The following is a 24564-nucleotide window of genomic DNA, read 5'->3' as shown; positions in this document are numbered from 1 at the left end:
TGGAAAGGCGATGAGACCAGCCTTCGCGCGGGTGAGCGGCGAATCCGGGGCGGCGCGGAAAATGATGCGTAAGCCGTCGTAGGCGATTATAAATTTGCGGGAAAGTCGAAGTCAATAATGTTTTTGTTTTCGAATGTTGAATTGAAAAATGGGATGAAATTATTGCCAGTCGCTTCGGTAAAATGTGCGATTCAATGGATTCGAATTAACGTACTCCGGATATCCGGTGACAAAACGACCGGAAATACGATGCCGGGCCGGGCATTGATGCCCAACAGGAAATGAATCGCCGCGTTGTGTCGGGCAGTGTCGTGACAGGCCGACATGCAAATCGCGGCACGCGCGAAGCCGAGCAAACCGTGTTCCTGCGCCTGTGCCGCACGGCGAGGGATCGTCGATTGATCGCTAGACAGTCCAAGGTTCACAAGCGTCATGTTTCAACGTTCTTGATAGTCATCCGGCAATGATCAATCGCTTTTTTCAACCGTTAGCGGAGCCCGTGATGCCTGCAAACAATCTCAAAGTTCGTCCTTTGGTCGGCGGGATCAAAATTGTGACCCCCAGCAAGATCGGCACTTTAGGTCTGGTCGTGGAATATGACGGCGGTACGTGCTTTGCGACGGCGGGCCATGTGTTCGGAAAGAAGGATGTGAAGGTGGGTCAGCCCGATGACGCAAACCACGTGGGCGATTTGCTCGTCAACTTCCTCGAGGAAAATCAGGATATCGCCCTCGTGACGGTGTTGTCGGGAGTCAAGGCAACGGCCAATGAGATATGGACGGACAGTGGTAAAAAACCGGTGGAGTTCGGCTCAAACGTTCGTCCCGTAAAGGGCCACCGTTTGTGGTTGCAAGGTGCGCTCTCCGGTCTCGTGAATTGCTCGGTTGCCGAGGCGGATGCGGATATCACGGTGCCTGGCACCAACGATAAGGTCAAGAACGTCGTCCTGCTCAACCTGGACGGCGACGCGCAGACCCAACCGGGTGACAGTGGCGCGCCCGTGGTGGGAAACGTGGATAGCAAGGACGTTTGCTACGGCGTGTACGGCGGGAAAGTCGTGGTCAGCTCAAGAACGTATGGATGGTTCACGCCGTTCGAGAACCTGGTTTGGGATTAGTTCGGCGTGGTCGAATGTGACGCTGTCAAAGCCCTGGGTGCAAGCGCGCTCGGGGCTTTTGCATTGGGGCGCCGGAACGCGAACCGAGTCGACAGGCGCCGGAGCGAGGTAGCGGACGGGCCCGCCCCAAGATACCGTCCATTGCCATCGGCAAGTTTGGTAGGCTTGTCGCCTGCGCGAGCTTGTCGGATCCTGATGCCGGGCAGGAGGGTGACCGTGAGCGAACGCCGGAAGGGTGTAAAGTGCCCGGCTGCCAAGGACGACAGGCCAATCGCCGAACCAACACGAACTGGAGCGAACGAAGTGATCAGACATATCGTCATGTGGAAGTTGAAGGAATCGGCCGAAGGCGCGACGCGCGCACAGAACGCGCTGAAGCTGAAGGAAAAGCTCGAAGGCTGCCGCGACCTCGTGCCGGGCACCCTGCAGATCGACGTTGGCGTGGCGACGCCGGGCCTCGATGCGACCGCCGACGTCGTGCTCGTCTCCGATTTTGCCGACAAGGCCGCGCTCGACGCATACCAGGTGCATCCGGTTCACCAGGAAGTGAAGAAATTCGTCGTCGCGGTGGCCGAATCGCGCGAGTGCGTCGACTACATCGTCGACAACGCGTGATGAGCGACGCGGCAACTCCGACGGAAGGCCCGTCGATCGAAAGCCCGTTCGTCGATCTGCTCGGCGTGCAACTTGTGTCCGCGAAGGATGGCGCGAGCGAGATCGTGCTGCCGCTCGAGGAGCGGCACATGAACACGTGGAGCATCGCGCACGGCGGCGTGACGATGACGCTCGCCGATATCGCGCTCGCGATGGCGGCGCGCAGCCTGACCGACGACGGCGTCGGCGTCGTCACGGTCGAGATGAAGGTGAACTTCATGCAGCCGGGCCGCGGCGAGCTGCGCGCTTACGGGCGCGTGATGCACCGCTCGACGACGATGGCCTACTGCGAAGGCGAAGTGCGCGACAGCGACGGCAATTTCGTCGCGAAGGCGCTCGGCACGTTCAAGTACATGCGACGGCTCGCGGTCGGCCGGGACATCAAGCGGCAACGCTCGCGCACCGCGCCGGATGCGCAGCCCGGCCCGAGCGACGCGTAAGCATCCGCCACGCACGGCCCTGTCTCTTCGATGCGGCAGGGCCGTTTCGTTTTGGAGCACGGGATAACGGTACATGGCACGGCGCGCCTGCCCGGCGCGCGCGTGGCATCATGTGACGCTTGTCCGTTCACGACGCCGCACCGGCGCCGTCCACACCGATGCCGCTGAATCCGAAGATCGCCCAGGTGCTCGACATGATCGAGCGCGCGAAACGCCCGTCGTATCACCATCAGACGCCGCAGCAGGCGCGCGCCGCGTACGAGAAGAGCGCGCCGATCCTCGACGTCGCGCCGGCGCCGATGCATGCGGTGGAGGAATGCGTCGTGCCGACGCGCGACAGCCGCACGATCGGCGCGCGGCTGTATCTGCCGGTCGCGCCGAGCCTCGCGGAGCCGCTGCCCGCGCTCGTGTACTACCACGGCGGCGGCTTCACGGTCGGCAGCGTCGACACGCACGATGCGCTGTGCCGGATGTTCGCGCACGACGCGCACTGCGCGGTGCTGTCGGTCGGCTACCGGCTCGCGCCCGAACACAAGTTTCCGACCGCGGTGAACGACGCGGACGACGCATTGCAGTGGCTGCATCGCGAGGCCGCCACGTTCGGCATCGACGCCGCGCGGCTGGCGGTCGGCGGCGACAGCGCGGGCGGCACGCTCGCGACGGTCTGCGCGGTGCTCGCGCGCGACGCGGGCATTCGTCTTGCGCTGCAGCTGTTGATCTACCCGGGCGTGACGGGCCACCAGGACACCGAATCGCACGCGCGGCTCGCGAGCGGCTACCTGCTGACGCAGGACACGATCCAGTGGTTCTTCACGCAATACGTGCGCGATCGGGCCGATCGCGACGACTGGCGTTTCGCGCCGCTCGACGGTACGCGCGGCGCGCCGTCGTTCGCCGGTGTCGCGCCGGCGTGGATCGCGACGGCCGAGTACGATCCGCTGAGCGACGAGGGCGCCGCGTACGCGGACAAGTTGCGCGCGGCCGGCAACGCGGTCACGCTGGTCTGCTATCCGGGGATGATCCACGAATTCTTCAAGATGGGCGGTTACGTGCCCGAGGTGCGGGCCGCGCATGCCGATGCGGTCGCGGCGCTGAAGGCCGCATTCGACGAGGTTTGACGGCGAGCGCCTGACGGCGCGCACGCCGCGGGAGGATGGCGATGACGAACGGCGTGGGCAGGGTGGAAACGGGCGACTGGACGGTACTGGGCGGCGACGCTGCGCGGATCCGCGACGCGGTGTTCGTGCGCGAGCAGCAGATTCCGCCGGAATGGGAACTCGACGACGACGATCCGCTGTCGCTGCATGCGGTCGCGTACCGGACCGACGCGGCGACCGGGCTGCGCCGCGCGATCGCGACGGGGCGGCTGCTGCCGTCCGGCACGATCGGCCGCGTCGCGGTGCTGGCCGACGTGCGCGGGCAGGGCGTCGGGTCGGCCGTGCTGAATGCGCTGCTGGACGCCGCGCGGCGCCGCGGCGAAGCCGTCGTGCGGCTGTACGCGCAGGATTCGGCGGTGTCGTTCTATCTGCGGCACGGCTTCGCGGCGGTGGGCGAACCGTTCGTCGAAGCCGGCGTGCCGCACGTCGAGATGGCGCGCGCGCCGTAGCACGCCACGCGTGCGTTCAGCGCGGGCGCGCCGCGTCGATATCGAACGTGAACGCGCGCTCGAACGCGCCCGGGCGCACGGTGCGGTGCGAGCCGTCGTCGTCGCTGCGCTCCTTGACCTCGACCGTCAGCCGCACGCCTTCCTTCATCGTGACGCGCAGCGCGGTCGTGCCGCGCGTGCCGTATTCGGGCGTCTCGATGAACGCGGCCGACAGCGCGCGCTCGCGCTCGATCGGAATGCCCGTGTGCGGCAGTGCGTCGTCGTCCGCGACGTGCGGGTCGCGCATCAGCGCGATCAGTTCGTCGAGCGACGGGGTCGGATTGTCGGTGAGCAGCGTGCCGAGCTCCGCGCGCTTGCGCACCACTTTGGGCCAGGGCGTATCGAGCCGTGCATTCGACAGCGCATGCACGCCCGGCTCGATCGCGACGGGCGCGGCGACCCGGCTTTCGCCCTCGGGCGCGCGGTTGCAGAACCATGCGAGTTCGCGCCGGCGCCAGTCGCCGACGAGCAGGTTGAAGCCGTTGTAGACGGCCGCATGCTCGGCAAGCTGCGCGAGATAGTCGAGCGGCGCGACCGGCGTGCCGCCGAGAAAATCGGATACCAGCTTGCCGCGGGTCGGCGCGCCCGCGCGGATGTCGAACGGCGCGCGGTAGTTGGTCAGCGCGGCGAAGCGGCCGTCGCGCGAGACGCCGAGCCACGTGCCGCCGGCCTCGAGGTCGCGGCCGGCCAATACGCCCGGCACGTCTTCCCACCACGAGAGCGGCGCGCTGGTCCGGCGAAAGAACTCGTCGCGATTGGCCACGAGGGTAAAGACGGGACCGGCGGCGGCATCGGGCTGCCAGTCGAAGGCAATCAGACACATCGGGCGAATCTCTCGCAGGAAACGTCGCGGGCCGGCTGCGACTCGCGAGCCGGCGCGCGAACGGGTTGTCAGTGCATCAGGCTTCGGTCGGCCACGCGTACGGCAGCGCGTCGAACGCGAGCGCCGGGCCGTCGGCCGAACCGAGGTGCACCGAGCCGCTGTCGAGCGCGGCGAGCTTGATCTCGACGAGCGCGTCGACGCCGCCCGCCGGCGCGGCCGCCGCGTTGACGATCATCCCGCACGGCTGGCCCGGATCGTCGCTGTGGAACAGCTCGACGCCGGCATGCACGGTATCGGTCTCGCCGGCGACGTGCGCGAGCGCGGTGCGGCGCTTGATCGTGCCGCGGTACTGGCTGCGCGCCACCACTTCCTGGCCCGGGTAGCACCCTTTCCTGAAGTTAACGGCACCGATCACGTCGAAGTTGACCATCTGCGGCACGAACTGTTCGACGGCCGGCTGCGTGATGCGCGGCTCGCCCGCGCGAACGTCGAGCCAGTCCCACACGGCGGGCGACACGACGGGCAGCGTGCCGGCGAGCGCGGCGACGCGCGCGTCGACTTCGGCGCGCGGGCCGATCCACAGATAGCGCTTGCGGCCGGCCGCATCGGGCACGCGGATCAGCGCGCCGGCCGGGCCGTCGACCTTCACGTGCACGCCGTCGGGCAGCGCATCGAAGATGCCCGACAGCGCGTCGCGCACGTCGCCCGCGAAGCCGGCCACCGCGAGCGTGTCGCTCGCGTCCGTCAGCTTCGCCTTCGCGCGCAGCACGAACATCGACAGCCGCTTCTGCACGGCCTGCTGCACGTCCTTCGACACGAGCAGGCGCACGTCGTGGCCGGCGCGCCACGCGAGGAACGACGCGAGCAGCCGGCCCTTCGGCGAGCAGTACCCGGACAGCCGCGCGCTGCCGGCATCGAGATGCTCGACGTCGTTGGTGAGCTGGCTGTGCAGGAACGTCGCGGCGTCGTCGCCGGCCACGTCGATCACGCCGAACTGCGGCAGCGGCATGCAGGCGGCCGGCGCATCGAAATCGGCGGCCGACGGGCGGGGGAAAACGGGGAGCGAGGCGGATGCGGCCTGGGCAGCCGGTGAAGCGAACGGTGTGCTCATGGAATGAGGGAACAGTCAACCCTGACTTTGACGGAGGCGAGCAAGTATTATATGGGTCTTACCTGAGTCACGTTTCCATGTCCCTACTGAAGAAATGCGCCGCGACGATCGTGGCGCTGGCCGTCGTTGTGGCCGCTGCCGGCGCGGGCGGCGGGTATTACTGGGCGACCCGGCCGCTGTTGCTGGGCTCGGCGTCGCTCGACGTCACGATCAAACCGCGCAGCAGCGTGAAGAGCGTCGCGCTGCAGCTCGAGCGCGGCGGCGTGCCGGTCGAGCCGTTCGCGTTCGTCGCGATGACGCGCTTGCTCGGGCTGTCGAGCCGGCTCAAATCGGGCAACTACGAATTCAAGACCGGCATCACGCCGTACGACGTGCTGCAGAAGATCGCGCGCGGCGACGTGAACGAGTACGTCGCGACCGTCATCGAAGGCTGGACCTTCAAGCGGATGCGCGCGGAGCTCGACGCGAACCCCGATCTCACGCACGCGACGGCCGGCATGAGCGACGCCGAGCTGCTGCGCGCGATCGGCGCGCCGGAGAGCGCGGTGCAGCGCGGCAGCGGCGAGGGGCTGTTCTTCCCCGACACCTACCTGTTCGACAAGGGCACGAGCGACCTGAACATCTACCGGCGCGCCTACCGCCTGATGCAGGCGCGCGTCGACGAGGCCTGGGCTGCGCGCACGCCGGGGCTGCCGTACAAGTCGCCTTACGAAATGCTGACGATCGCGTCGATCGTCGAGAAGGAAACCGGCCATGCGGCCGATCGCGCGTTCGTCGCGGCCGTGTTCGCGAACCGGCTGCGTATCGGCATGCCGCTGCAGACCGATCCGTCGGTGATCTACGGGCTCGGCGACGCGTACGACGGCCGTCTGCGCAAGCGCGACCTGCAGGCCGACACTCCCTACAATACCTACACCCGACGCGGGCTGCCGCCCACGCCGATCGCGTTGCCGGGTGTCGCCGCGCTGCAGGCGGCGATCAATCCGGCCCCGACGAGCGCGCTCTATTTCGTCGCGAAGGGCGACGGCACGAGCGTGTTCTCGGACACGCTCGGCGACCACAACAAGGCCGTGGACAAGTACATACGAGGTCAATAATGGCGAGCGGTAAATTCATCACGTTCGAAGGCATCGACGGGGCGGGGAAGACCACCCACCTGCAATGGTTCTGCGAACGCCTCCAGGGCCGGCTGGCCGCGGCCGGCCGGCAGGTCGTCGTCACCCGCGAGCCGGGCGGCACGCAGCTCGGCGAGAAACTGCGCGAGATCCTGCTGAACCAGCCGATGGATCTCGAGACGGAAGCGCTGCTGATGTTTGCCGCGCGTCGCGAGCACCTCGCGCTCGTGATCGAGCCGGCGCTCGCGCGCGGCGACTGGGTCGTGTCCGATCGCTTCACCGACGCGACGTTCGCGTACCAGGGCGGCGGGCGCGGGTTGCCGCGCGACAAGCTCGAGACGCTCGAGCGCTGGGTGCAGGGCGGTTTCCAGCCCGATCTCACGGTGCTGTTCGACGTTGCGCCGCAGGTGGCGAGCGAGCGTCGCGGCGCCGCGCGCATGCCCGACAAGTTCGAAAGCGAATCCGATGCGTTCTTCTCGCGTACGCGCGCCGAATACCTGCGGCGAGCGGAGGAGGCGCCGCACCGCTTCGCGATCGTCGACGCGACGCGATCGATTCCCGAGATCCGCCAGCAGCTCGAACGCGTGCTCGCCGCGCTGTAACCCGCAAGGAACGCACCCCATGATCTATCCGTGGCAAACCGACGACTGGAACCGCCTGCAGCAACTGCGCGCGCAATGGCCGCATGCGTTGCTGCTGCACGGTCAGGCCGGGATCGGCAAGCTGCAGTTCGCGCAGCATCTCGCGCAGGGCTTCCTGTGCGAATCGCCGCAGCCGAACGGCGAGCCGTGCGGCGCCTGCGCGGCCTGCAACTGGTTCTCGCAGGGCAACCATCCGGACTACCGGATCGTGCTGCCCGAGGCGCTGGCGGGCGAGGCGCCGGGCGCGGCCGACGACGCGAAGCCGGCCGACGCGGACGAAGGCGGCAAGAAGACGCGGGCGCCGAGCAAGGAAATCAAGATCGAGCAGGTGCGGGCGCTGCTCGACTTCTGCGGGGTCGGCTCGCACCGCGGCGGCGCGCGCGTCGTCGTGCTGTATCCGGCCGAGGCGCTCAATGTCGCCGCGTCGAACGCGCTGCTGAAAACACTGGAGGAGCCGCCGCCCGGCGTCGTGTTCCTGCTCGTGTCGGCGCGCATCGACCGCCTGTTGCCGACGATCATCAGCCGCTGCCGCCAGTGGCCGATGACCGTGCCGGCGCCGGAGGCGGCCGCCGCGTGGCTCGCGGCGCAGGGCGTCGACCACGCCAGCGCGCTGCTCGCCGAAGCCGGCGGCGCGCCGCTCGCCGCGCTGGCGCTCGCGAGCGACGAGAATCGCCCGCTGCGCGACTACACGCTCGGGCAACTCGCGGCCGGCGCGGCGTGCGACCCGTTCGCATGCGGCGAGACGCTGCAGAAGCTGCCGGTGCCGCTGGTGCTCGGCTGGCTGCAGCGCTGGCTGTACGATCTGCTCGCGCAGCGGATGGCCGGCGCGCCGCGCTACTTCCCGACGCACGCGGCCGCCTTGGCGCGCTGCGCGGAAGCGGTCGACGCGAACGCATTCGCGCGCTTCATGAAAGCCGTGACGCGGCAGCGGACGGTCGAGAACCATCCGCTCAACGCGCGGCTCGTATTCGAGGAATTGTTTCTCGGATATCGGGAAATGTTCGCTTGATCCGGCATTGTTTCCGATGGGTTGCGAAACGATGAACGGGTCCCGCTGCGGCGCGGCCGTGGCCGCCCGGCCCGCGCACGTCGCCCGGCGCCGCCAGCCGGCGGGCGCATGAGCGCCCGTCTCACGTATTCAGGAAACACGATGTTCGTCGACTCTCACTGCCACATCAATTTCAAGGGCCTGGCCGACCGCCTGCCGGCCGTTCTCGAGAACATGCGCGAGCACGACGTCACGCACGCGCTGTGCGTGTCGGTCGATTTCGAGACGCTGCCGGACGTGCTCGCGATCGCCGAAGCGCACGACAACGTGTACGCGTCGGTCGGCGTCCATCCCGATCACGAGGACGCGCGCGAGCCGACGCTCGCGGAGCTCGTCGAGCTGGCCGCGCACCCGAAGGTCGTCGCGATCGGCGAAACCGGCCTCGACTACTACCGCCTCGAAGGCCGCTCGATCGCCGACATGGAATGGCAGCGCGAGCGTTTTCGCACGCACATCCGCGCGGCGAGCGCGACGATGAAGCCGCTGATCATCCACACGCGCGCGTCGTCGGAAGACACGCTGCGGATCATGGCCGAGGAGCGCGCGGACGTGCCGGGCGGCGTGATGCACTGCTTCACCGAGCCGTGGCCGGTTGCCGAGCAGGCGCTCGCGCAGAACTTCCATATCTCGCTGTCGGGCATCGTCACGTTCAAGAACGCGACCGACGTGCAGGACGTCGCGCGGCGCGTGCCGCTCGACCGGCTGCTGATCGAGACCGACTCGCCGTACCTCGCGCCGGTGCCGTATCGCGGCAAGCCGAATGAACCTGCGTACGTCAGCCATGTCGGACGCTTTATCGCATCCGAGCGCGGGATCGCCGTCGAGGCGCTCGCCGATGCGACGACGCAGAACTTTTTCCGGCTGTTCAAGATCGCCCGCTAACGACGCGCGCGCAGCCGACAACCCAGGGAAGGAGCCCACAACAATGACGAAGCCGACCAACCATCTGTCCAAACGCGCCCTCGTTGCCGCCGCATTCGTCGCGAGCGGCCTGTTCGCCGCCGCCGGCGCGCATGCCGAGTCGCTCGACGCGATCGTCAAGGCCGTCAAGTTCGACGACATCGCCGATATCGGCAAGCAGCTCAAGAGCGGCAAGCTCGATCCGAACACGGTCGCGCCGAACGGCGACCCGATCCTCGTGATTGCCGCGCGCGAGAAGTCCGACAAGGTCGCGGCCGCGATCGCGACGACGCCGAACGTCGATCTCGAGAAGGAAGACAAGGCCGGCGAAAACGCGCTGATGCTCGCATCGCTGAACGGCGACCTCGGCCTCGTCAAGCTGCTGATCGACAAGGGCGCGGAAGTCAGCAAGAAGGGCTGGGCGCCGCTGCACTACGCGGCGACCAACGGCCAGGACGCGGTCGTGAAGGTGCTGCTCGACCACGACGCGTACATCGACACCGCATCGCCGAACGGTACGACGCCGCTGATGATGGCCGCGCGCGGCAATCATGCGTCGACGGTCACGCTGCTGCTCGACCAGGGCGCGGATCCGCAGGTGAAGAACCAGCTCGGCATCACCGCGCTCGAGTTCGCGAAGCACTACAACGCGCCGGACGCGATCGAGATCCTGAGCAAGCGGACGACGCGTATCGGTGCGGGCACGCCGGCAGATGCTCAAAAGAGTGCAAAATAACGGTTTTTGGTGCGGCGGCGCCTGTCCGGCCAGCCGGCTTCCGGGCGGAGCAGGGCATCCGTTGCCGCACCGGCCAACGCAGCAGGCGGTCTCGGGCCGCCTTGACATAAGAAGGAACACCATGTTGCGCGCAATGTTTTGTGCCGCGGCGTTTGCCGTGCCGTTGTCGGCGGCGGCTTTCACGGGCGCGGATCTCGACCGGCTGTGCGCGAAGACGGACGTCAAGTCGCGGGCGTCGTGCGCGGCCTATATCGAAGGCGCCGCCGACGGCGTCTACAACACGATCGATGCGATCGGCGGCACCACGGGGCCGCGCGTCGGCCAGTATTTCTGCCTGCCGCCCGACATCCGGGCGCAACAGATGACGGACGCGGTGCGCAAGTACATCGCGGAAAATCCGAAGCTGGCCGACTACAACGCGAGCACCGCGGTGTCGCTCGGTCTCGGCAAGGCGTTTCCCTGCAGGAACGGCAGCTGATCTGACGCCGTGTCCGGGCGCGTGCGCGGCCCGGGCGTCGCCGACGCATCCAGGACGAAGCCAGTGGGCTTCATCACTCGAGGGCGCCGATGATTTCAATCGAGGAACTGCAGCGCATCGCCGATGCGCCGCTGCATTCGTGGCTCGGCACGCTGGGCGTGTCGGTCATCGTCATACTGGTCGTCACGGTCGTGCACCGCCTCGGCGCACGCATCGTCAAGCGCATCGCGCAGCCGTATCCGCTGATGAGCGCGATCCTGCGCTACATCGACAAGCCGTCGCTCGTCGTGCTGGCGCTGCTGGCGCTTGAATTCCTGTGGATCCAGGCCGACGACGGCATGTCGTTCGTGCGCGGCATGCGCACCGCGGCCGCGGTCGGCTCGATCGTGTCGCTCACGTGGCTGCTGGTGCGGCTCGCGGCCGGCGTCGGCGACGCGATCATCCAGGCCCATCCGATCGATACGGCCGACAATCTGCAGGCACGGCGCGTCCATACGCAGGCCAAGGTGCTCGTGCGGACCGTGATGGTGCTGATCGTGATCATCGGCACCGGCGCCGCGCTGATGACGTTCCCGAACGTGCGCCAGATCGGCGCGAGCCTGCTGGCGTCGGCCGGCGTCGCGGGGCTGGTCGCCGGTATCGCCGCACGGCCGGTGCTCGGCAACCTGATTGCCGGGTTGCAGATCGCGCTCACGCAGCCGATCCGGCTCGACGACGTGGTCGTGATCCAGGGCGAGTGGGGGCGTATCGAGGAAATCACCGGCTCGTTCGTGTCGGTGCGGCTGTGGGACCAGCGGCGCCTCGTCGTGCCGCTGCAGTGGATCATCGAGAACCCGTTCACGAACTGGACGCGCAGCAGCGCGGAGATCATCGGCACCGTCTACCTGTCGGTCGATTACCGCACGCCGCTCGCGCCGCTGCGCGAGGAACTCGCGCGGCTCGTCCACGCCGCGCCCGAGTGGGACGGCCGCGTGCAGGTGCTGCAGGTGACCGACGCGACGGAGCGCACGATGCAGTTGCGCGCGCTCGTCAGCGCGGCCGATTCGTCGTCGTGCTGGGATCTGCGCTGCCGCGTGCGCGAAGGGTTGATCGCCTATCTGCAGGACCGCTATCCGCAATGCCTGCCGCGCAGCCGGATGGAGCTGTATCCGCACGACGCGGCGCCCGATGCGCCAAATCGCGAACGGCCGCACGTGCGCTCGCCTGCCGCCAGCACGGCGGCCAACACCGCCGCCGACCCGCAGGCCGTCGAAGGCCGCTGAGCGCGTCCCGGCCCCTGCTTGCCATTTCCCGTTCCCATGACCGCGCTGAAGACGCTTGCCATCGCCAATTACCGCTCGCTGCGCGAGCTGATCGTGCCGCTCGCGGCGCTCAACGTCGTCACGGGCCCGAACGGCAGCGGCAAGTCGAGCGTGTACCGCGCGCTGCGGCTGCTCGCCGATACCGCACAGGGCCGCGTGATCCCGTCGCTCGCGCGCGAGGGCGGCTTGCCGTCGACGTTGTGGGCCGGCCCCGAGCGCTTCTCGCGCGCGATGCTGGCCGGCGAGGTGCCGGTGACGGGCACGGTGCGCAAGGGCCCGGTGAGCCTGAAGCTCGGTTTCGCGTGCGACGATTTCGGCTATGCGATCGATCTCGGCCTGCCGTTGCCGAGCCGTTCGCAGTTCGCGCTCGACCCGGTGGTCAAGCGCGAATGCATCTGGGGCGGCGCGGTGCTGCGCCCGTCCACGCTGCTGGTCGACCGGCAGGGCGCGCAGATCCGCGCGCGTACCGCGTCGGGCGACTGGCTGACGATTCCGCAGCCGGTCGCGAGCTTCGACAGCATGATGACCGAATTCGCCGATCCGACCGGCGCGCCCGAGATGATCGCGGTGCGCGAACGGATCCGCTCGTGGCGCTTCTACGACCATTTCCGGACCGATGCGCACGCGCCGGCGCGCCAGTCGCACATCGGCACGCATACGCCGGTGCTCGCGGACGACGGCGCCGACCTGGCCGCCGCGCTGCAGACGATCCGCGAAATCGGCGATGCCGCGGCGCTCGACGCGGCGCTCGACGACGCGTTCCCCGGTGCGTCGGTCGAGATCGACAACCCGGGCGGCCGCGGCCGTTTCGACGTGCTGATGCGCCAGCCGGGGCTGCTGCGGCCGCTGGCGGCGGCCGAGCTGTCGGATGGCACGCTGCGTTACCTGCTGCTCGCGGCCGCGCTGCTGACGCCGCGGCCGCCGGCGCTGATGGTGCTGAACGAACCGGAGACGAGCCTGCATCCCGATCTGCTGCCGGCGCTCGGCCGCCTGATCGCGCAGGCCGCCCGGCGTTCCCAGGTGCTGGTCGTGTCGCACGCGGCGCGGCTCATCGCGACGCTCGAGCGCGAGGCCGGCTGCGAATCGCTGGTGCTCGACAAGCAGCTCGGCGCGACCGCGCTCGTCGATGCCGACTCGCGCGACCTGCCGGCCTGGAAGTGGCCGTCGCGTTGACAGCCTGACGGTGCGCCTGGGGCGTGATCGGCCCGGCCGGGCCCGCTGCGAGGCGGCCGTGACCGGTCGGCCGAATGTATCCGGTCTGTAACAACCCCCAAAAAATGAAAGACCAGCGGTTCCGCTCATCGGGATCGCGAATAATAATGAGATATTCGGCTGGCGCCACGCCGGCCGGCGCCGCATGGACGCACGGCGGGCGTACGCAAGCGCGCCATCCCGCCGGCCGTACCGCAACGGACAGGACACAGGAGACGTGGACCATGAGAATTGCCCAGATCGCCCCGCTGACCGAATCCGTGCCGCCGAAGCTGTACGGCGGCACGGAGCGCGTCGTGTCCTACATCACCGAGGCGCTCGTCGACCTCGGCCACGATGTGACGCTGTTCGCGAGCGGCGATTCGACGACGCGGGCGACGCTCGAGGCCGTGTGGCCGCGCGCGCTGCGGCTCGATTCGTCGATCCGCGACCGGGTCGCGCCGCACATGCTGCTGATGGAGACGGTCGCGCGCCGCGCGAAGGATTTCGACGTGCTCCATTTCCACATGGACTACTACTCGTTCTCGGTCTTCAACCGGCAGGAAACGCCTTACGTGACGACGCTGCACGGCCGGCTCGACCTGCCCGAGCAGCAGCCGGTGTTCGACACCTTCAACACGGCGCCGGTGATCTCGATCTCCAATGCGCAGCGCCAGCCGCTGCCGCAGGCGAAATGGCTGACGACCGTCTATCACGGGCTGCCCGATACGCTGTACATGCCGCAGCCCGTCGAGCCGCGCTATCTCGCGTTCCTCGGCCGCATCTCGCCGGAAAAACGCGTCGATACCGCGATCCGCATCGCGCGCCAGTGCGGGCTGCCGATCCGGATCGCCGCGAAGATCGACGCGGCCGACCAGGAATACTTCGACCGCGAGATCAAGCCGCTCTTCGCGTTGCCGCACGTCGAATACATCGGCGAGATCGCCGATCACGAGAAGGCCGAATTCCTGTCGGGCGCGCATGCGCTGCTGTTTCCGATCGACTGGCCGGAGCCGTTCGGCCTGGTGATGATCGAGGCGATGTCGTGCGGCACGCCGGTCATCGCATTCAACCGCGGCGCGGTGCCCGAAGTGGTGGACGAGGGCGTGTCGGGGTTCATCGTCGAGGATGAAATCAGCGCGGTGGCCGCGGTGAACCGGCTGCACCTGCTGCCGCGTGCGCGCGTACGGCAGCGCTTCGAGGAGCGCTTCACGTCGCGCCGGATGGCGCAGCAGTACGTGGACGTGTACCAGTCGGTGATCCGCGCGCAGAAGCGCTCGCGCTTCAAGGTGATCGACTCGACGACCTGAGCGGTCCGATCAGCCTGGCTGACCTGACGCGCGGCGCGGGCGGATAAAAAAACGGCGATGCCCGCGAGGACATCGCCGTTTGCGCATGCCCGGCGCGCAGCGCCCGGGCAGTGCGTCAACGTCAGATCTTGAGCTTCGTGACCTTGGTGCCGTTGATCGACACGTCGCCCATCAGGCCGGCGTTCGTCAGCACGACGACCTGGATCGGCGCGGTGGCCGTGTTGGAATCGACCGCGCCGTTCGCGCCCATCTTCACGAGCGCGACCGATGCGCCGGCGCCGGCTGCCCAGCCGTCCGAGCTGCGGAATTCGTCGAGCGCCTGCTGCGTCATGAACAGGAACACGACCGCCTTCGACTGCGCGCCGGCCTGCAGGCCGACCGACAGCGACGACGTGTTGTAGTAGCCGACGGTGCTGCCGCCGACGCGCAGCGCGCCGTTGCCGGACTGGGCGCCGACGATGAAGCCGGCCTGGAGCACTTCGGGGAAGACCAGCACGCCGCGCGATTTCGCGACGAGCTCGCGCGAGCCCTTGACGGTGGAGTACATGCGCGACAGCGTGGCGTCGACGCTCGCGTCGATCGACTGACGCTTCGACGCGTTGGTGGCGGCATTGTCCGGCTTGTCCGGGGTGGTGGTGCAACCGGTGAGCGCGAGGCTACCGACGATGAGCGCGGCGGCGGCTTTGAGCACAAGAGTCCGTTTTTGCATCGTTGTTCTCCATCGGATGATGTTCGGAGTGAGTCTCGCTCAAGGAGCGGATCACGTCGGCAGTTATATCACAGCGGATCAGGGCCACTTTTCGTTGCCACGTGAAAAAGCGTCAAATCGCGCGCGGGTGTCGCGGCGCGCCAACGGACGAAGCGGCGCCCGCGCGACGCATGCCTCGCACAGGGGCGTCGTGCGGGAACGTGCGGGCGATTGCAGGGGCGGCGCCCGCGGCGCGCCGGTGTCAGTGCGTGACGGGGGGAACGGGCGGCTTGATCGGCGGGCGGCGCAGCGCGCGACGGATCAGCGCGATCACGACGCCGCACGCGAACAGGAACGCGGCCGGGACGACCCAGTAGCCGACGAACGCATGCCACAGGTAGCCGGCGAGCGTATTGCGGCGCACGACGTATTCGTCGCGAGCCGCCTGCTGGCGCGGCGCGTTGGCGGCCAGCACATCGGCCGGGCAACCGGCCGCGCGCGCCTCGTCGGCATCCCCGCGGCACTTCGCGGCGGCGCCGGCGGCCTGCTGCGCGTCGGTGAGCTGCCAGGTGGTCAGCGCGAGCTGCAGGTCGGCCTTGTTGTAGGCCATTTCCTCGCGGATCTCGCGCACGGCGACGATCGCGACGGGCACGGCCCAGAACACGATCACGATCAGCCAGCGGCGAAACCAGCGGTGTTGTCTCCATGCCATCCAGGCCTCCGTTTGACGCGCGTGCGCGTTCGTCTCGAGGGCGGCCCGATGGCGCTTCTTGGTCTTGGGTGGGCCGCGTTGCAGCCATCATAGAAGAAAACGCGGCGAATTGCCGCACCCGAATTACCGCCCCTGTGGCGGCGTCGGGACGGCGGGCCGGAAAACGGGGAGGGACAGGCGGCGTGCGCGCGTCGATGCGCGTGCAACGAAAATGAAAATGCCGCGCCCGCCGAAGCGGTGCGCGGCATTCGAGACGGGAGCGCCGGAACTCAGGCGGCCGGCTGATTGCTCAGGCAGCTCTTCATGAACGCCTTGCGATCGTCGCCCTTCTTGCCGGTGGCCTGCGTGTTGCACGCCTTCATCTTTTCCTGCTGCGTCATCGCCTTCGCGGGCTTCGCCGACAGGCAGTCCTTCATGAACGCCTTGCGTTCGTCGCCCGTCTTGCCGGCTGCCTGCGTGTTACAGGCCTTCATCTTGTCCTGCTGGCTGTTCGCCGCGAAGGCGGGGGAAGCCAGCATGCCGCCGAGAAGCAGTGCGGCTACGAGCGATTGGATTTTCATTTCGACACTCCCATGGGGTGAATTGCGCGTGGTCGACGCCGTCATGAAGCTCGACGCGACGTGGACAGGGCCACATCGCACCACGCGTTCCGATTATGGCAAATCAAGGTGAAAACACCAAAACGGCACTTTCTATAACGTTGCGGACGCCATGGCCGTTGACGGCGCACGCGGCCAGGAGATCGGGACAAACCATGACGCGCGGCGGCCGGCGCCGGCCCGTCGCGCCGGAACCTGCCGGCTCGCGGCCGCGAGCCATTACAATCGCGGCCATGAATACACCGAACACCGCATCCCCTTCGTCCGCGGCGACGCTGCCGCGCATCGCCGTACTCGCCACCGGCGGCACGATCGCCGGCGCCGCGCCCGACGCGGCCAGCACGGCCGGCTACCAGGCCGGCGCGCTCGGCGTCAGTTTCCTGGTCGACGCCGTGCCGGCGCTTGCGTCGGTCGCGCGCATCGACGCGGAGCAGATCGCCAGCATCGACAGCAAGGATCTCGCGTTGCCGCTGTGGAACACGCTCGCCGCGCGGATCGACGCGCTGATGGCCGATCCCGCGATCGACGGCATCGTGATCACCCACGGCACCGATACGCTCGAGGAAACGGCGTACGCGCTGCATCTGGTCGTCCGGGGCGACAAGCCGGTCGTGCTGACGGCCGCGATGCGGCCGGCGACCGCGCTGTCGTCCGACGGCCCGCTGAACCTGCTGAACGCGGTGACGGTGGCCGCCCATCCGGCCGCGCGCGGGCAGGGCGTGCTGGTCGCGTTCAACAACCGGATCCACGGCGCGCGCGACGTCGTGAAGACGAGCACCTATGCGGTCGACGCGTTCCAGTCGCCGGAGCTCGGGGCGCTCGGCTGGGTACAGGACGGCCGCGTCGAATTCGCGCGCCGCATCACGCGCACGCGCGACACGCAACTGGCGATCGCGGCAAGCTGGCCGCCGGTCGAGGTCGTCGCGAGCTATGCGGGCGTGACGCGCACGGCCGTCGATGCGCTCGTCGGGGCCGGCGTGCGCGGCCTCGTCGTCGCGGGCACCGGCAACGGGTCGATTCATGCGACGCTGCAGGCGGCGCTCGCCGACGCGGTCAATGCGGGCGTGGCGGTGGTTCGTGCGTCGCGCGTCGGGTCGGGGCACGTGATGCGCAACGGCGCCGCGAGCGACGATGCACTCGGTTTCGTGAGCGCGGGCTCGCTGCACCCGTTCAAGGCGCGCGTGCTGCTGATGCTCGCGCTCGCGAACGGCATTCACGATCGCGACGCATTGCAGCGCGCGTTCGATACGCTGTGATTCGATGACGGGAAGATCGACACGCGCCGGTCGCGCGGTGCGCGTCGCCCATGAAGAAAGGCAGGCCGAGCGGCCTGCCTTTTTTGCATCAGCGCTGCGCGAATGCTCAGGACTGCGGCGGAATCACGAGCTTCTGGCCGGGGTAGATCCGGTCCGGGCTCGACAGCATCGGCTTGTTCGCCTCGAAGATCGCCGGGTACTTGTTCGCGTCGCCGTACACTTCCTTGGCGATCGCCGACAGCGTGTCGCCCGGCTTCACGTCGTGGTACCGCACTTCCGGATCGTCCGGCTGCAGGCCGTCGTCGTTGACGCCCGCGACACCCTGCACGTTGCCGGCCGCGACCTTGACCTTCGCCTTCGTGTCGAGATCGGCGACGCTGCCCGACAGCGTGACGGTGCGCGACGCGCCGTCGAACGCGACGGTCAGGTTCGACGTGTCGAGACCTTGCGAGTTGATGTAGTTCTTGATCGCATCGGCCGCGGTCTGGTTCGCGGCATTCGGATCTTCCGCTGCCTGTGCATCGGCGTGACCCAGCAGTTTTTCACCCGCCTCTTTAATAAACGAAAGAAGACCCATCGTTGCACTCCTTAGGTGGTTGAAAAGAAAACGCGCCGTGAAGTGGCGAAAAAAACACCGCGCTGGGTGCGGTCTCCGGAGGGAAACGCAGGCGCGGCGGTTTTCTCGAAAGGCGTGGCGAAAGTGTAGGCGTTCAACGCGACGATTGCATGAAAAATCGCACGCTCGAACGTAAAGAAATGTAATACGCGAAATCCGACAGGCGGACACCCGACGACGACGTCTGACCGACCAAGGCTTCCCCGGCGCCGCCGGGTGCCGCTGCGGACCCCACCACGCCGCTCTCAGCCCAGAGCGGCGTTTTTTCGCCCCGTCCCGCCTGCCGTTGGCGAGCCGGGCGGGGCGCCCCACCGTGATGCGCGCGTACGCCGCGCATCTGTGCGACCGGCCGCGGCCGAGTCGCGTATATGCGTCGCGCGCGTCCGCCGTCGCGGCGCACACGCGCGTTGCGGCATCCGCGTCACGCGGCCGGCGTCTGACCGATCTCGAAGTTCGACATGATCTCGAGCGCGCGCACGAGCGCCGAGTGATCCCATGCCTTGCCGCCGTGCGACGCGCACACGCTGAACAACTGCTGCGCGCTCGCGGTGTGCGGCAGCGCGAGGCCGAGCTTGCGCGCGCCGTCGAGCGCGAGGTTCAGGTCCTTCTGGTGCAGCTCGATGCGAAAGCCCGGGTCGAACGTGCGCTTGGTCATGCGCGCGCCGTGCACTTCGAGGATGCGCGACGCGGCGAAGCCGCCCATCAGCGCCTGGCGCACGCGTTCCGGATCGGCGCCCGAACGCGCGGCGAACAGCAGCGCTTCGCCGACCGCTTCGATGTTCAGCGCGACGATGATCTGGTTCGCGACCTTGCAGGTCTGGCCCGCGCCGTTGTCGCCGACGAGCGTGATGTTCTTGCCCATCTTCTCGAACAGCGGCTTCGCGCGCTCGAACGCCTTCTCCGGGCCGCCGACCATGATCGTCAGCGTCGCCTCGCGCGCACCGACTTCGCCGCCGGACACCGGCGCGTCGAGGTAGTCGCAGCCGAGCGCGTTGATCTGTTTCGCGAATGCCTGCGTGTCGAGCGGCGAGATCGAGCTCATGTCGATCACGAGCTTGCCGGCGCTCAGGCCCTTCGCGACGCCGTCGTCGGCGAACAGCACGTTACGCACGTCCGGCGTGTCCGGCACCATCGAGATGATGATGTCCGCGTGCCGCGCGACTTCGGTCGAGTTCGCGACGACCTTGGCGCTGCCGCGCAGATCGTCCGGGATCGGAAACGCGCCGTTCACGACGAGTTGATGATCGCCCTTGAGCAGGTTGCGAGCCATGTGCGCGCCCATGATGCCGAGGCCGATGAAACCGATGGTTGCCATGTGAAAGTCTCCTGTGAGGCTGAAAACGGAAAGGGTGCGACTCAGGCGGCGCGACGCGCCGAGGCCGGTGCGCAACCGGCCACGCTTTGCAGCCAGCCGAGGCCTTCCGTCGTGGTGGTGCGGGGCTTGTATTCGCAGCCGACGTAGCCGGCATAGCCGAGCCGGTCGAGCAGCGCGAACAGGAACGCGTAGTTGATCTCGCCGGTGCCCGGCTCGTTGCGGCCAGGGTTGTCTGCGAGCTGGACGTGGCCGATCGACGCGAGGTTGCGTTCGATCGTCGCGGCCAGTTCGCCTTCCATGCGTTGCATGTGATAGATGTCGTACTGCAGGAACAGGTTGTCCGACCCGACCGCGCGGATCACGTCGAGGCCTTCCGACGAGCGGTTCAGCGCGAAGCCCGGGATGTCGAAGCGGTTGCACGGCTCGACGAGCAGGCGGATGCCTTCGCGCTTCAGCGCATCGGCGGCGAAGCGCAGGTTGTCGACGATCGTCACGAACGTCTTGTCGCGCGCCGTGCTCGCCGACGGGATGCCGACCAGGCAGTTCAGCTGCGGCACCTTCAGCGCCTTCGCGTAGTCGATCGCCCGGCCGACCCCTTCCTGGAATTCGCCGACGCGATCGGGCAGGCACGCGATGCCGCGCTCGCCCTGGTCCCAGTTGCCGGCGGGCAGGTTGTGCAGCACGAGGCGCAGGCCGTGCGTCTCGAGCCGCTCGGCGAGTTCTTCTTTCGCGTACGGATACGGAAACAGGAACTCGACGGCGTCGAAGCCCGCGTCCGCGGCCGCCTTGAAGCGGTCGAGGAACGGCACTTCGTTGAACAGCATGGTCAGGTTTGCAGCAAACTTCGGCATGAGCTAAGCCTCTTCGGTCGGTCAAAAATGTCGTGCGGTTCAGTCGAGCATCGAGATCGCGGTCGGTGCGTGCTCGGCCTTTTCGGCGAGCTCCTCGAATTCGTTGATCGCGTCGATCTCGGTGCCCATCGAGATGTTCGTCACGCGCTCGAGGATCACCTCGACGACCACCGGCACGCTGAACTCTTCCGCGAGCGTTTGCGCCTGGCGCAGCGCCGGCTCGATCTCTTCCGGCTTGAACACGCGCAGCGCCTTGCAGCCGAGGCCTTCCGCGACGGCCACGTGGTCGACGCCATAGCCGTTCAGTTCGGGCGCGTTGACGTTGTCGAACGCGAGCTGCACGCAGTAGTCCATGTCGAACGCGCGCTGCGCCTGGCGGATCAGCCCGAGGTACGAGTTGTTCACGACGACGTGCACGTACGGCAGCTTGAATTGCGCGCCGGCCGCGAGCTCCTCGATCATGAACTGGAAGTCGTAGTCGCCGGACAGCGCGACGATCGGGCGGCTCGGGTCGGCCGCACGCACGCCGAGTGCGGCGGGTATCGTCCAGCCGAGCGGGCCGGCCTGGCCGCAGTTGATCCAGTTGCGTGCCTTGAACACGTGCAGGAACTGCGCGGCGGCGATCTGCGACAGGCCGATCGTGCTGACGTAGCAGGTATCGCGGCCGAACACCTTGTTCATCTCTTCGTACACGCGCTGCGGCTTGACCGGCACGTTGTCGAAGTGCGTCTTGCGCTGCAGCGTGCGCTTGCGCGCCTGGCACTCGGACACCCACTCGCCGCGGTCCTTCAGCTTGCCGGCGGCCTTCCATTCCCGTGCGACCGCGACGAACAGCTCGAGGGCCGCCTTCGCGTCGGACACGATGCCGAGATCCGGGCCGAACACGCGGCCGATCTGCGTCGGCTCGATGTCGACGTGCACGAACTTGCGGCCCTTCGTGTAGACCTCGACGCTGCCGGTATGGCGGTTCGCCCAGCGGTTGCCGATGCCGAGCACGAAGTCGGACGCGAGCATCGTCGCGTTGCCGTAGCGGTGCGACGTCTGCAGGCCGACCATGCCGGCCATCAGCGGGTGATCGTCGGGAATCGCGCCCCACGACATCAGCGTCGGGATCACCGGCACGCTGACCGTTTCGGCGAACTGCACGAGCAGGTCTTCGGCCGCCGCGTTGAGCACGCCGCCGCCCGACACGATCAGCGGCTTATCCGCGTCGTTGAGCATCGCGAGCGCCTTCTCGATCTGCGCGCGGGTGGCCGCGGGCTTGTAGACCGGCAGCGGTTCGTACGTGTCGATGTCGAACTCGATTTCGGCGAGCTGCACGTCGATCGGCAGGTCGACCAGCACCGGGCCCGGGCGGCCCGAGCGCATCAGGTGGAACGCCTGCTGGAACACGCGCGGCACGAGCGCCGGTTCGCGCACGGTGACGGCCCACTTGGTGACCGGCTTCGCGATCGATTCGATGTCGACGGCCTGGAAGTCTTCCTTGTAGAGGCGCGCGCGCGGCGCCTGGCCCGTGATCGCGAGGATCGGAATCGAGTCGGCCGATGCGGAGTAGAGGCCGGTGATCATGTCGGTGCCGGCGGGGCCCGACGTGCCGATGCACACGCCGATGTTGCCCGGCGCCGCCCGCGTGAAGCCTTCGGCCATGTGCGATGCGCCCTCGACGTGGCGCGCGAGCACGTGGCTGATGCCGCCCGACTTGCGCATGGCCGAGTAGAACGGGTTGATCGCCGCGCCCGGCACGCCGAACGCGGTCTGGATGCCTTCCTTCTCGAGCACGAGTACGGCTGCGTCGACGGCTCTCATCTTGGCCATGAATGTCTCCTTGAATATGGCGGATCGTGCGAATCGGTCTGTTGGGGACACTTTAGGGATGCAGGAAAGGTTTGATAAGATCAGCCGAAGTCGCTTATTTCGAAACTAAAAGTATGGAATGACGACCGGACGGGGCTTCCCGCCGGTGTCGGAGCCAAGACGGAGACGGGAGATGGACCGCTTCAAGCAGATCGAGACGTTCGTGCGCGTGGCCGATGCCGGCAGCCTCGCGGCCGCGGCGCTGGAGGAGGGCGTGTCGCCGGTGGTGCTGGGGCGGCGCATCGACGCGCTGGAGAAGCGCCTCGGCGTGAAGCTGATGTACCGCTCGACGCGGCGGCTGGTGGTCAGCGAGGAGGGCGCCGCGTTCCTCGAGCGCTGCCGCGGGTTGCTGTCCGAATGGGATCAGGCCGAGAACGAGCTGGCTGCCGGCCGGCGCGCGGTCAGCGGGCACCTGATCGTGTCGGCGCCGGCCGCGTTCGGCCGCAAGCACGTCGCGCCGCACGCGCCCGGCTTTCTGGCCGACAAGCCGGAGATGCAGCTGTCGTTCAACCTGACCGACCGCGTCGTCGATCTCGTGCGCGAAGGCTACGACCTGTCGATCCGGATCGGCGGCGCGGTCGATCCGAACTTCGTCGCGGTGAAGCTCGCGTCGAACCGGCGCGTGGTCTGCGGCACGCCCGACTATTTCCGCCGGCACGGCCGGCCGAAATCGCTCGACGACCTGCTCAAGCACAACTGTCTCGCGTTCAACCTGCAGGGCGGGCAGAACCGCGGCTGGTATTTCCAGCGTCACGGCAAGATCGCGACGATGCGCGTGACCGGCAATCTCGACTGCAACGACGGCGAGCTGCTGCACCGCTGGGTGGCCGAGGGGCTCGGGCTCGGCTGGCGCTCGACGTGGGAGATCGCCGCGCAGCTCGAAACGGGCGAACTCGAGACCGTGCTCGACGAATACGCGCTGCCCGACTACGACATCCTCGCCGTCTACCCGCAGCAGCGCTACGTGCCGGCGCGCGTGCGTTACTTCATCGATTACCTGCGCGAAGCGTATGCGCGCCCCGGTTACTGGCGCACCACGCCGTAACGGCCGGCGCGCCCGGCCGCCTGCGATTTTTTACGCTGCATGCGTGCGGCGCGGGAATAAACTCGACGCAGCAGCGGTAAGGTCATCGAGCGCGCACGTTGCCGGTCTGTCCGGGCGCCGGGCGCGGAACGGGCGCGGCGTCGGCCGCCGGGACCAGGGAGGCCATGTGGGGCAAGCCGGACAGGCGGTCGATGAACGGGCGGCGGACGATGCAGCCGCGCGCGGCGAGCGGTTTCGCATGCTCGTGCTGCCGCATCTCGACGCCGCGTACAACCTCGCGCGCTGGCTGAGCGGCAGCGCCGGCGATGCGGACGACGTCGTGCAGGACGCGTGCATGCGGGCGCTGCGCTTCGTCGATTCGTGTCGCGGCGACAACGCGCGGCCGTGGCTGCTGACGATCGTGCGCCACACCTGGTACACCGAGTGGCGGCGGCGCACGCATGCGCACGAGGTGGCGCTGCCCGACACGCTCGACGACGCGGACGTGCCCGACGACTGGCAGCCGGCGACGGAGGACCCGCTCGCGCAGCTGCTGCGCGGCGAGAACGTGCGGCTCGTGAATGCGGCGCTCGCGAAGCTGCCGACCGAATACCGCGAGGTGCTCGTGCTGCGCGAGATGGAGGACCTCAGCTACCGCGAGATCGCGGCGATCGCGGACGTGCCGGTCGGCACGGTGATGTCGCGGCTCGCGCGAGGCCGGCGCAAGCTCGCCGCGCTGCTGGGCGCCGCGCCGGCGCCGACGACCGAAGGCCGGCCGGGCCGGACGCCGGCGGGCGGAACCGCATCGGAGGCTATCGATGGACTGTAACGAAGCGCGAGCGTTGCTGGACGCGGACGTCGACCGCGAGCTGTCGGCGCCCGATGCGTTGCGGGTCCAGCAGCATGTCGACGGGTGCGACGCGTGCCGCCGCGAACGCGCGCGGATCGTCACGCTGGTGCAGGCCGTGCGGCAGGCCGATTATCACCGCGCGCCGGACGCGCTGCGGGCGAGCATTCTTGCGAGCCTGCCGGCCGCGGCCGATGCGCGCGCCCGTGAGTCGTCGCCGGCCGAGCCGCGGCCCGAGCGCGGGTCACCGCCGCCGCGGCGGCCGCGCGGACGCGGCTGGTTTTCCTGGCTG

28 protein-coding genes are annotated in these 24564 nt (G+C 68.2%); 18 read left to right on the top strand and 10 right to left on the bottom strand.

Annotated features, from left to right (window positions below; all coding sequences use genetic code 11):
- Positions 1 to 191 precede the first annotated feature (191 nt).
- Entirely contained in the window at positions 192 to 434 is a 243-nt protein-coding gene (locus QZM15_RS12935; protein ID WP_226225713.1) for a hypothetical protein, read from the bottom strand.
- A 68-nt stretch (positions 435 to 502) separates the two neighbouring features.
- Here QZM15_RS12935 and QZM15_RS12930 point away from each other — a divergent pair, with 68 nt between their 5' ends.
- From QZM15_RS12930 to QZM15_RS12910, 5 genes are all read left to right on the top strand, one after another.
- On the top strand, positions 503 to 1117 hold the full coding sequence (locus tag QZM15_RS12930) for a hypothetical protein (protein WP_302106517.1): 615 nt from the start codon (positions 503 to 505) through the stop codon (positions 1115 to 1117).
- Positions 1118 to 1420: 303 nt separating this feature from the next.
- Complete coding sequence (locus tag QZM15_RS12925; protein ID WP_124861800.1) at positions 1421 to 1732, top strand: Dabb family protein; 312 nt, start codon at positions 1421 to 1423, stop codon at positions 1730 to 1732.
- The gene (locus QZM15_RS12920) at positions 1732 to 2211 is read left to right on the top strand and encodes a PaaI family thioesterase (protein WP_006483907.1); all 480 of its coding nucleotides are present in this window, start codon (positions 1732 to 1734) and stop codon (positions 2209 to 2211) included. The genes QZM15_RS12925 and QZM15_RS12920 overlap by 1 nt, the downstream gene beginning before the upstream one ends.
- Before the next feature lie 158 nt (positions 2212 to 2369).
- Entirely contained in the window at positions 2370 to 3329 is a 960-nt protein-coding gene (locus QZM15_RS12915) for an alpha/beta hydrolase (protein ID WP_226225716.1), read from the top strand.
- Positions 3330 to 3370: 41 nt separating this feature from the next.
- Positions 3371 to 3817, top strand: coding sequence for a GNAT family N-acetyltransferase (locus QZM15_RS12910; RefSeq protein ID WP_302106516.1), 447 nt, complete (start codon positions 3371 to 3373; stop codon positions 3815 to 3817).
- A 16-nt stretch (positions 3818 to 3833) separates the two neighbouring features.
- On the opposite strand, the gene QZM15_RS12905 is transcribed toward QZM15_RS12910, so the two are convergent.
- Complete coding sequence (locus QZM15_RS12905; protein ID WP_059585242.1) at positions 3834 to 4679, bottom strand: NRDE family protein; 846 nt, start codon at positions 4677 to 4679, stop codon at positions 3834 to 3836.
- Between the two features lie 76 nt (positions 4680 to 4755).
- Positions 4756 to 5790, bottom strand: coding sequence for a folate-binding protein YgfZ (locus QZM15_RS12900; RefSeq protein WP_060316546.1), 1035 nt, complete (start codon positions 5788 to 5790; stop codon positions 4756 to 4758).
- A gap of 77 nt (positions 5791 to 5867) precedes the next feature.
- On the opposite strand from QZM15_RS12900, the gene mltG reads away from it, so the two are divergent.
- From mltG to QZM15_RS12855, 9 genes are all read left to right on the top strand, one after another.
- Complete coding sequence (mltG, locus tag QZM15_RS12895; protein ID WP_226225709.1) at positions 5868 to 6887, top strand: endolytic transglycosylase MltG; 1020 nt, start codon at positions 5868 to 5870, stop codon at positions 6885 to 6887.
- Entirely contained in the window at positions 6887 to 7507 is a 621-nt protein-coding gene (gene tmk, locus QZM15_RS12890; protein ID WP_006478605.1) for a dTMP kinase, read from the top strand. The genes mltG and tmk overlap by 1 nt, the downstream gene beginning before the upstream one ends.
- A gap of 19 nt (positions 7508 to 7526) precedes the next feature.
- Positions 7527 to 8555: a DNA polymerase III subunit delta' gene (locus QZM15_RS12885; RefSeq protein ID WP_059585245.1), complete on the top strand. Its 1029-nt coding sequence runs from the start codon at positions 7527 to 7529 to the stop codon at positions 8553 to 8555.
- A 141-nt stretch (positions 8556 to 8696) separates the two neighbouring features.
- Entirely contained in the window at positions 8697 to 9476 is a 780-nt protein-coding gene (locus QZM15_RS12880; RefSeq protein WP_059645574.1) for a TatD family hydrolase, read from the top strand.
- Between the two features lie 43 nt (positions 9477 to 9519).
- The gene (locus tag QZM15_RS12875; RefSeq protein ID WP_302106515.1) at positions 9520 to 10230 is read left to right on the top strand and encodes an ankyrin repeat domain-containing protein; all 711 of its coding nucleotides are present in this window, start codon (positions 9520 to 9522) and stop codon (positions 10228 to 10230) included.
- 121 nt (positions 10231 to 10351) lie between these two features.
- Entirely contained in the window at positions 10352 to 10708 is a 357-nt protein-coding gene (locus QZM15_RS12870) for a Rap1a/Tai family immunity protein (RefSeq protein ID WP_059585248.1), read from the top strand.
- 89 nt (positions 10709 to 10797) lie between these two features.
- Positions 10798 to 11970 (top strand): mechanosensitive ion channel family protein, encoded by a 1173-nt coding sequence (locus QZM15_RS12865; protein WP_124861793.1) that lies wholly within the window; start codon positions 10798 to 10800, stop codon positions 11968 to 11970.
- Between the two features lie 36 nt (positions 11971 to 12006).
- Positions 12007 to 13182: an AAA family ATPase gene (locus tag QZM15_RS12860; protein ID WP_226225707.1), complete on the top strand. Its 1176-nt coding sequence runs from the start codon at positions 12007 to 12009 to the stop codon at positions 13180 to 13182.
- A gap of 263 nt (positions 13183 to 13445) precedes the next feature.
- On the top strand, positions 13446 to 14510 hold the full coding sequence (locus tag QZM15_RS12855; protein WP_060316529.1) for a glycosyltransferase family 4 protein: 1065 nt from the start codon (positions 13446 to 13448) through the stop codon (positions 14508 to 14510).
- Positions 14511 to 14631: 121 nt separating this feature from the next.
- On the opposite strand, the gene QZM15_RS12850 is transcribed toward QZM15_RS12855, so the two are convergent.
- The 3 genes from QZM15_RS12850 to QZM15_RS12840 all read right to left on the bottom strand — a co-directional run bounded on the left by QZM15_RS12850 (position 14632) and on the right by QZM15_RS12840 (position 16470).
- Positions 14632 to 15219 carry a YSC84-related protein gene (locus QZM15_RS12850; RefSeq protein WP_059585252.1) on the bottom strand — a complete coding sequence of 196 codons (588 nt, stop codon included), beginning with the start codon at positions 15217 to 15219 and terminating at the stop codon, positions 14632 to 14634.
- 241 nt (positions 15220 to 15460) lie between these two features.
- Positions 15461 to 15910, bottom strand: coding sequence for a hypothetical protein (locus QZM15_RS12845; protein ID WP_059585253.1), 450 nt, complete (start codon positions 15908 to 15910; stop codon positions 15461 to 15463).
- A 269-nt stretch (positions 15911 to 16179) separates the two neighbouring features.
- Positions 16180 to 16470 carry a PsiF family protein gene (locus tag QZM15_RS12840; protein ID WP_059585254.1) on the bottom strand — a complete coding sequence of 97 codons (291 nt, stop codon included), beginning with the start codon at positions 16468 to 16470 and terminating at the stop codon, positions 16180 to 16182.
- 272 nt (positions 16471 to 16742) lie between these two features.
- Between QZM15_RS12840 and QZM15_RS12835 the strand changes: the two genes are divergently transcribed.
- On the top strand, positions 16743 to 17765 hold the full coding sequence (locus QZM15_RS12835) for an asparaginase (protein ID WP_059645590.1): 1023 nt from the start codon (positions 16743 to 16745) through the stop codon (positions 17763 to 17765).
- Between the two features lie 106 nt (positions 17766 to 17871).
- On the opposite strand, the gene lysM is transcribed toward QZM15_RS12835, so the two are convergent.
- The 4 genes from lysM to gcl form a co-directional block, all read right to left on the bottom strand.
- Entirely contained in the window at positions 17872 to 18342 is a 471-nt protein-coding gene (gene lysM, locus QZM15_RS12830) for a peptidoglycan-binding protein LysM (protein WP_059585256.1), read from the bottom strand.
- Between the two features lie 460 nt (positions 18343 to 18802).
- On the bottom strand, positions 18803 to 19696 hold the full coding sequence (locus tag QZM15_RS12825; RefSeq protein WP_059585257.1) for a 2-hydroxy-3-oxopropionate reductase: 894 nt from the start codon (positions 19694 to 19696) through the stop codon (positions 18803 to 18805).
- 41 nt (positions 19697 to 19737) lie between these two features.
- Positions 19738 to 20547: a hydroxypyruvate isomerase gene (gene hyi / locus QZM15_RS12820; RefSeq protein ID WP_059645599.1), complete on the bottom strand. Its 810-nt coding sequence runs from the start codon at positions 20545 to 20547 to the stop codon at positions 19738 to 19740.
- 39 nt (positions 20548 to 20586) lie between these two features.
- A complete protein-coding gene (gene gcl / locus QZM15_RS12815; RefSeq protein ID WP_302106514.1) occupies positions 20587 to 22362 on the bottom strand; it encodes a glyoxylate carboligase in 1776 nt (591 codons plus the stop codon).
- Between the two features lie 172 nt (positions 22363 to 22534).
- Here gcl and QZM15_RS12810 point away from each other — a divergent pair, with 172 nt between their 5' ends.
- From QZM15_RS12810 to QZM15_RS12800, 3 genes are all read left to right on the top strand, one after another.
- Positions 22535 to 23446 (top strand): LysR family transcriptional regulator, encoded by a 912-nt coding sequence (locus QZM15_RS12810; protein ID WP_059645602.1) that lies wholly within the window; start codon positions 22535 to 22537, stop codon positions 23444 to 23446.
- A 166-nt stretch (positions 23447 to 23612) separates the two neighbouring features.
- On the top strand, positions 23613 to 24254 hold the full coding sequence (locus QZM15_RS12805) for an RNA polymerase sigma factor (protein WP_059585261.1): 642 nt from the start codon (positions 23613 to 23615) through the stop codon (positions 24252 to 24254).
- Positions 24244 to 24564, top strand: a 321-nt coding sequence (locus QZM15_RS12800) for an anti-sigma factor (RefSeq protein ID WP_302106513.1), incomplete at its 3' end; no start/stop codon positions are given. The genes QZM15_RS12805 and QZM15_RS12800, both read left to right, overlap by 11 nt.

It is taken from the genome of Burkholderia sp. AU44665 (assembly GCF_030504405.1).
GTDB classification, from domain to species: Bacteria; Pseudomonadota; Gammaproteobacteria; order Burkholderiales; family Burkholderiaceae; genus Burkholderia; species Burkholderia semiarida.
Note: the sequence above shows the minus strand (reverse complement) of the source record. Positions and strands in the feature narration are given on the sequence as shown.

Excerpts from the sequence above, each read along its gene's own strand:
- QZM15_RS12915 (WP_226225716.1), top strand. The coding sequence starts at position 2,370 with ATGCCGCTGAATCCGAAGATCGCCCAGGTGCTCGACATGATCGAGCGC.
- tmk (WP_006478605.1), top strand. The coding sequence starts at position 6,887 with ATGGCGAGCGGTAAATTCATCACGTTCGAAGGCATCGACGGGGCGGGG.
- QZM15_RS12850 (WP_059585252.1), bottom strand. The coding sequence starts at position 15,219 with ATGCAAAAACGGACTCTTGTGCTCAAAGCCGCCGCCGCGCTCATCGTC.
- QZM15_RS12935 (WP_226225713.1), bottom strand. The coding sequence starts at position 434 with ATGACGCTTGTGAACCTTGGACTGTCTAGCGATCAATCGACGATCCCT.
- QZM15_RS12865 (WP_124861793.1), top strand. The coding sequence starts at position 10,798 with ATGATTTCAATCGAGGAACTGCAGCGCATCGCCGATGCGCCGCTGCAT.
- QZM15_RS12905 (WP_059585242.1), bottom strand. The coding sequence starts at position 4,679 with ATGTGTCTGATTGCCTTCGACTGGCAGCCCGATGCCGCCGCCGGTCCC.
- QZM15_RS12900 (WP_060316546.1), bottom strand. The coding sequence starts at position 5,790 with ATGAGCACACCGTTCGCTTCACCGGCTGCCCAGGCCGCATCCGCCTCG.
- QZM15_RS12885 (WP_059585245.1), top strand. The coding sequence starts at position 7,527 with ATGATCTATCCGTGGCAAACCGACGACTGGAACCGCCTGCAGCAACTG.
- QZM15_RS12825 (WP_059585257.1), bottom strand. The coding sequence starts at position 19,696 with ATGGCAACCATCGGTTTCATCGGCCTCGGCATCATGGGCGCGCACATG.
- QZM15_RS12855 (WP_060316529.1), top strand. The coding sequence starts at position 13,446 with ATGAGAATTGCCCAGATCGCCCCGCTGACCGAATCCGTGCCGCCGAAG.
- mltG (WP_226225709.1), top strand. The coding sequence starts at position 5,868 with ATGTCCCTACTGAAGAAATGCGCCGCGACGATCGTGGCGCTGGCCGTC.
- QZM15_RS12910 (WP_302106516.1), top strand. The coding sequence starts at position 3,371 with ATGACGAACGGCGTGGGCAGGGTGGAAACGGGCGACTGGACGGTACTG.
- QZM15_RS12880 (WP_059645574.1), top strand. The coding sequence starts at position 8,697 with ATGTTCGTCGACTCTCACTGCCACATCAATTTCAAGGGCCTGGCCGAC.
- gcl (WP_302106514.1), bottom strand. The coding sequence starts at position 22,362 with ATGGCCAAGATGAGAGCCGTCGACGCAGCCGTACTCGTGCTCGAGAAG.
- QZM15_RS12920 (WP_006483907.1), top strand. The coding sequence starts at position 1,732 with ATGAGCGACGCGGCAACTCCGACGGAAGGCCCGTCGATCGAAAGCCCG.
- QZM15_RS12930 (WP_302106517.1), top strand. The coding sequence starts at position 503 with ATGCCTGCAAACAATCTCAAAGTTCGTCCTTTGGTCGGCGGGATCAAA.
- QZM15_RS12810 (WP_059645602.1), top strand. The coding sequence starts at position 22,535 with ATGGACCGCTTCAAGCAGATCGAGACGTTCGTGCGCGTGGCCGATGCC.
- hyi (WP_059645599.1), bottom strand. The coding sequence starts at position 20,547 with ATGCCGAAGTTTGCTGCAAACCTGACCATGCTGTTCAACGAAGTGCCG.
- QZM15_RS12835 (WP_059645590.1), top strand. The coding sequence starts at position 16,743 with ATGAATACACCGAACACCGCATCCCCTTCGTCCGCGGCGACGCTGCCG.
- QZM15_RS12840 (WP_059585254.1), bottom strand. The coding sequence starts at position 16,470 with ATGAAAATCCAATCGCTCGTAGCCGCACTGCTTCTCGGCGGCATGCTG.
- QZM15_RS12870 (WP_059585248.1), top strand. The coding sequence starts at position 10,352 with ATGTTGCGCGCAATGTTTTGTGCCGCGGCGTTTGCCGTGCCGTTGTCG.
- QZM15_RS12860 (WP_226225707.1), top strand. The coding sequence starts at position 12,007 with ATGACCGCGCTGAAGACGCTTGCCATCGCCAATTACCGCTCGCTGCGC.
- QZM15_RS12845 (WP_059585253.1), bottom strand. The coding sequence starts at position 15,910 with ATGGCATGGAGACAACACCGCTGGTTTCGCCGCTGGCTGATCGTGATC.
- lysM (WP_059585256.1), bottom strand. The coding sequence starts at position 18,342 with ATGGGTCTTCTTTCGTTTATTAAAGAGGCGGGTGAAAAACTGCTGGGT.
- QZM15_RS12875 (WP_302106515.1), top strand. The coding sequence starts at position 9,520 with ATGACGAAGCCGACCAACCATCTGTCCAAACGCGCCCTCGTTGCCGCC.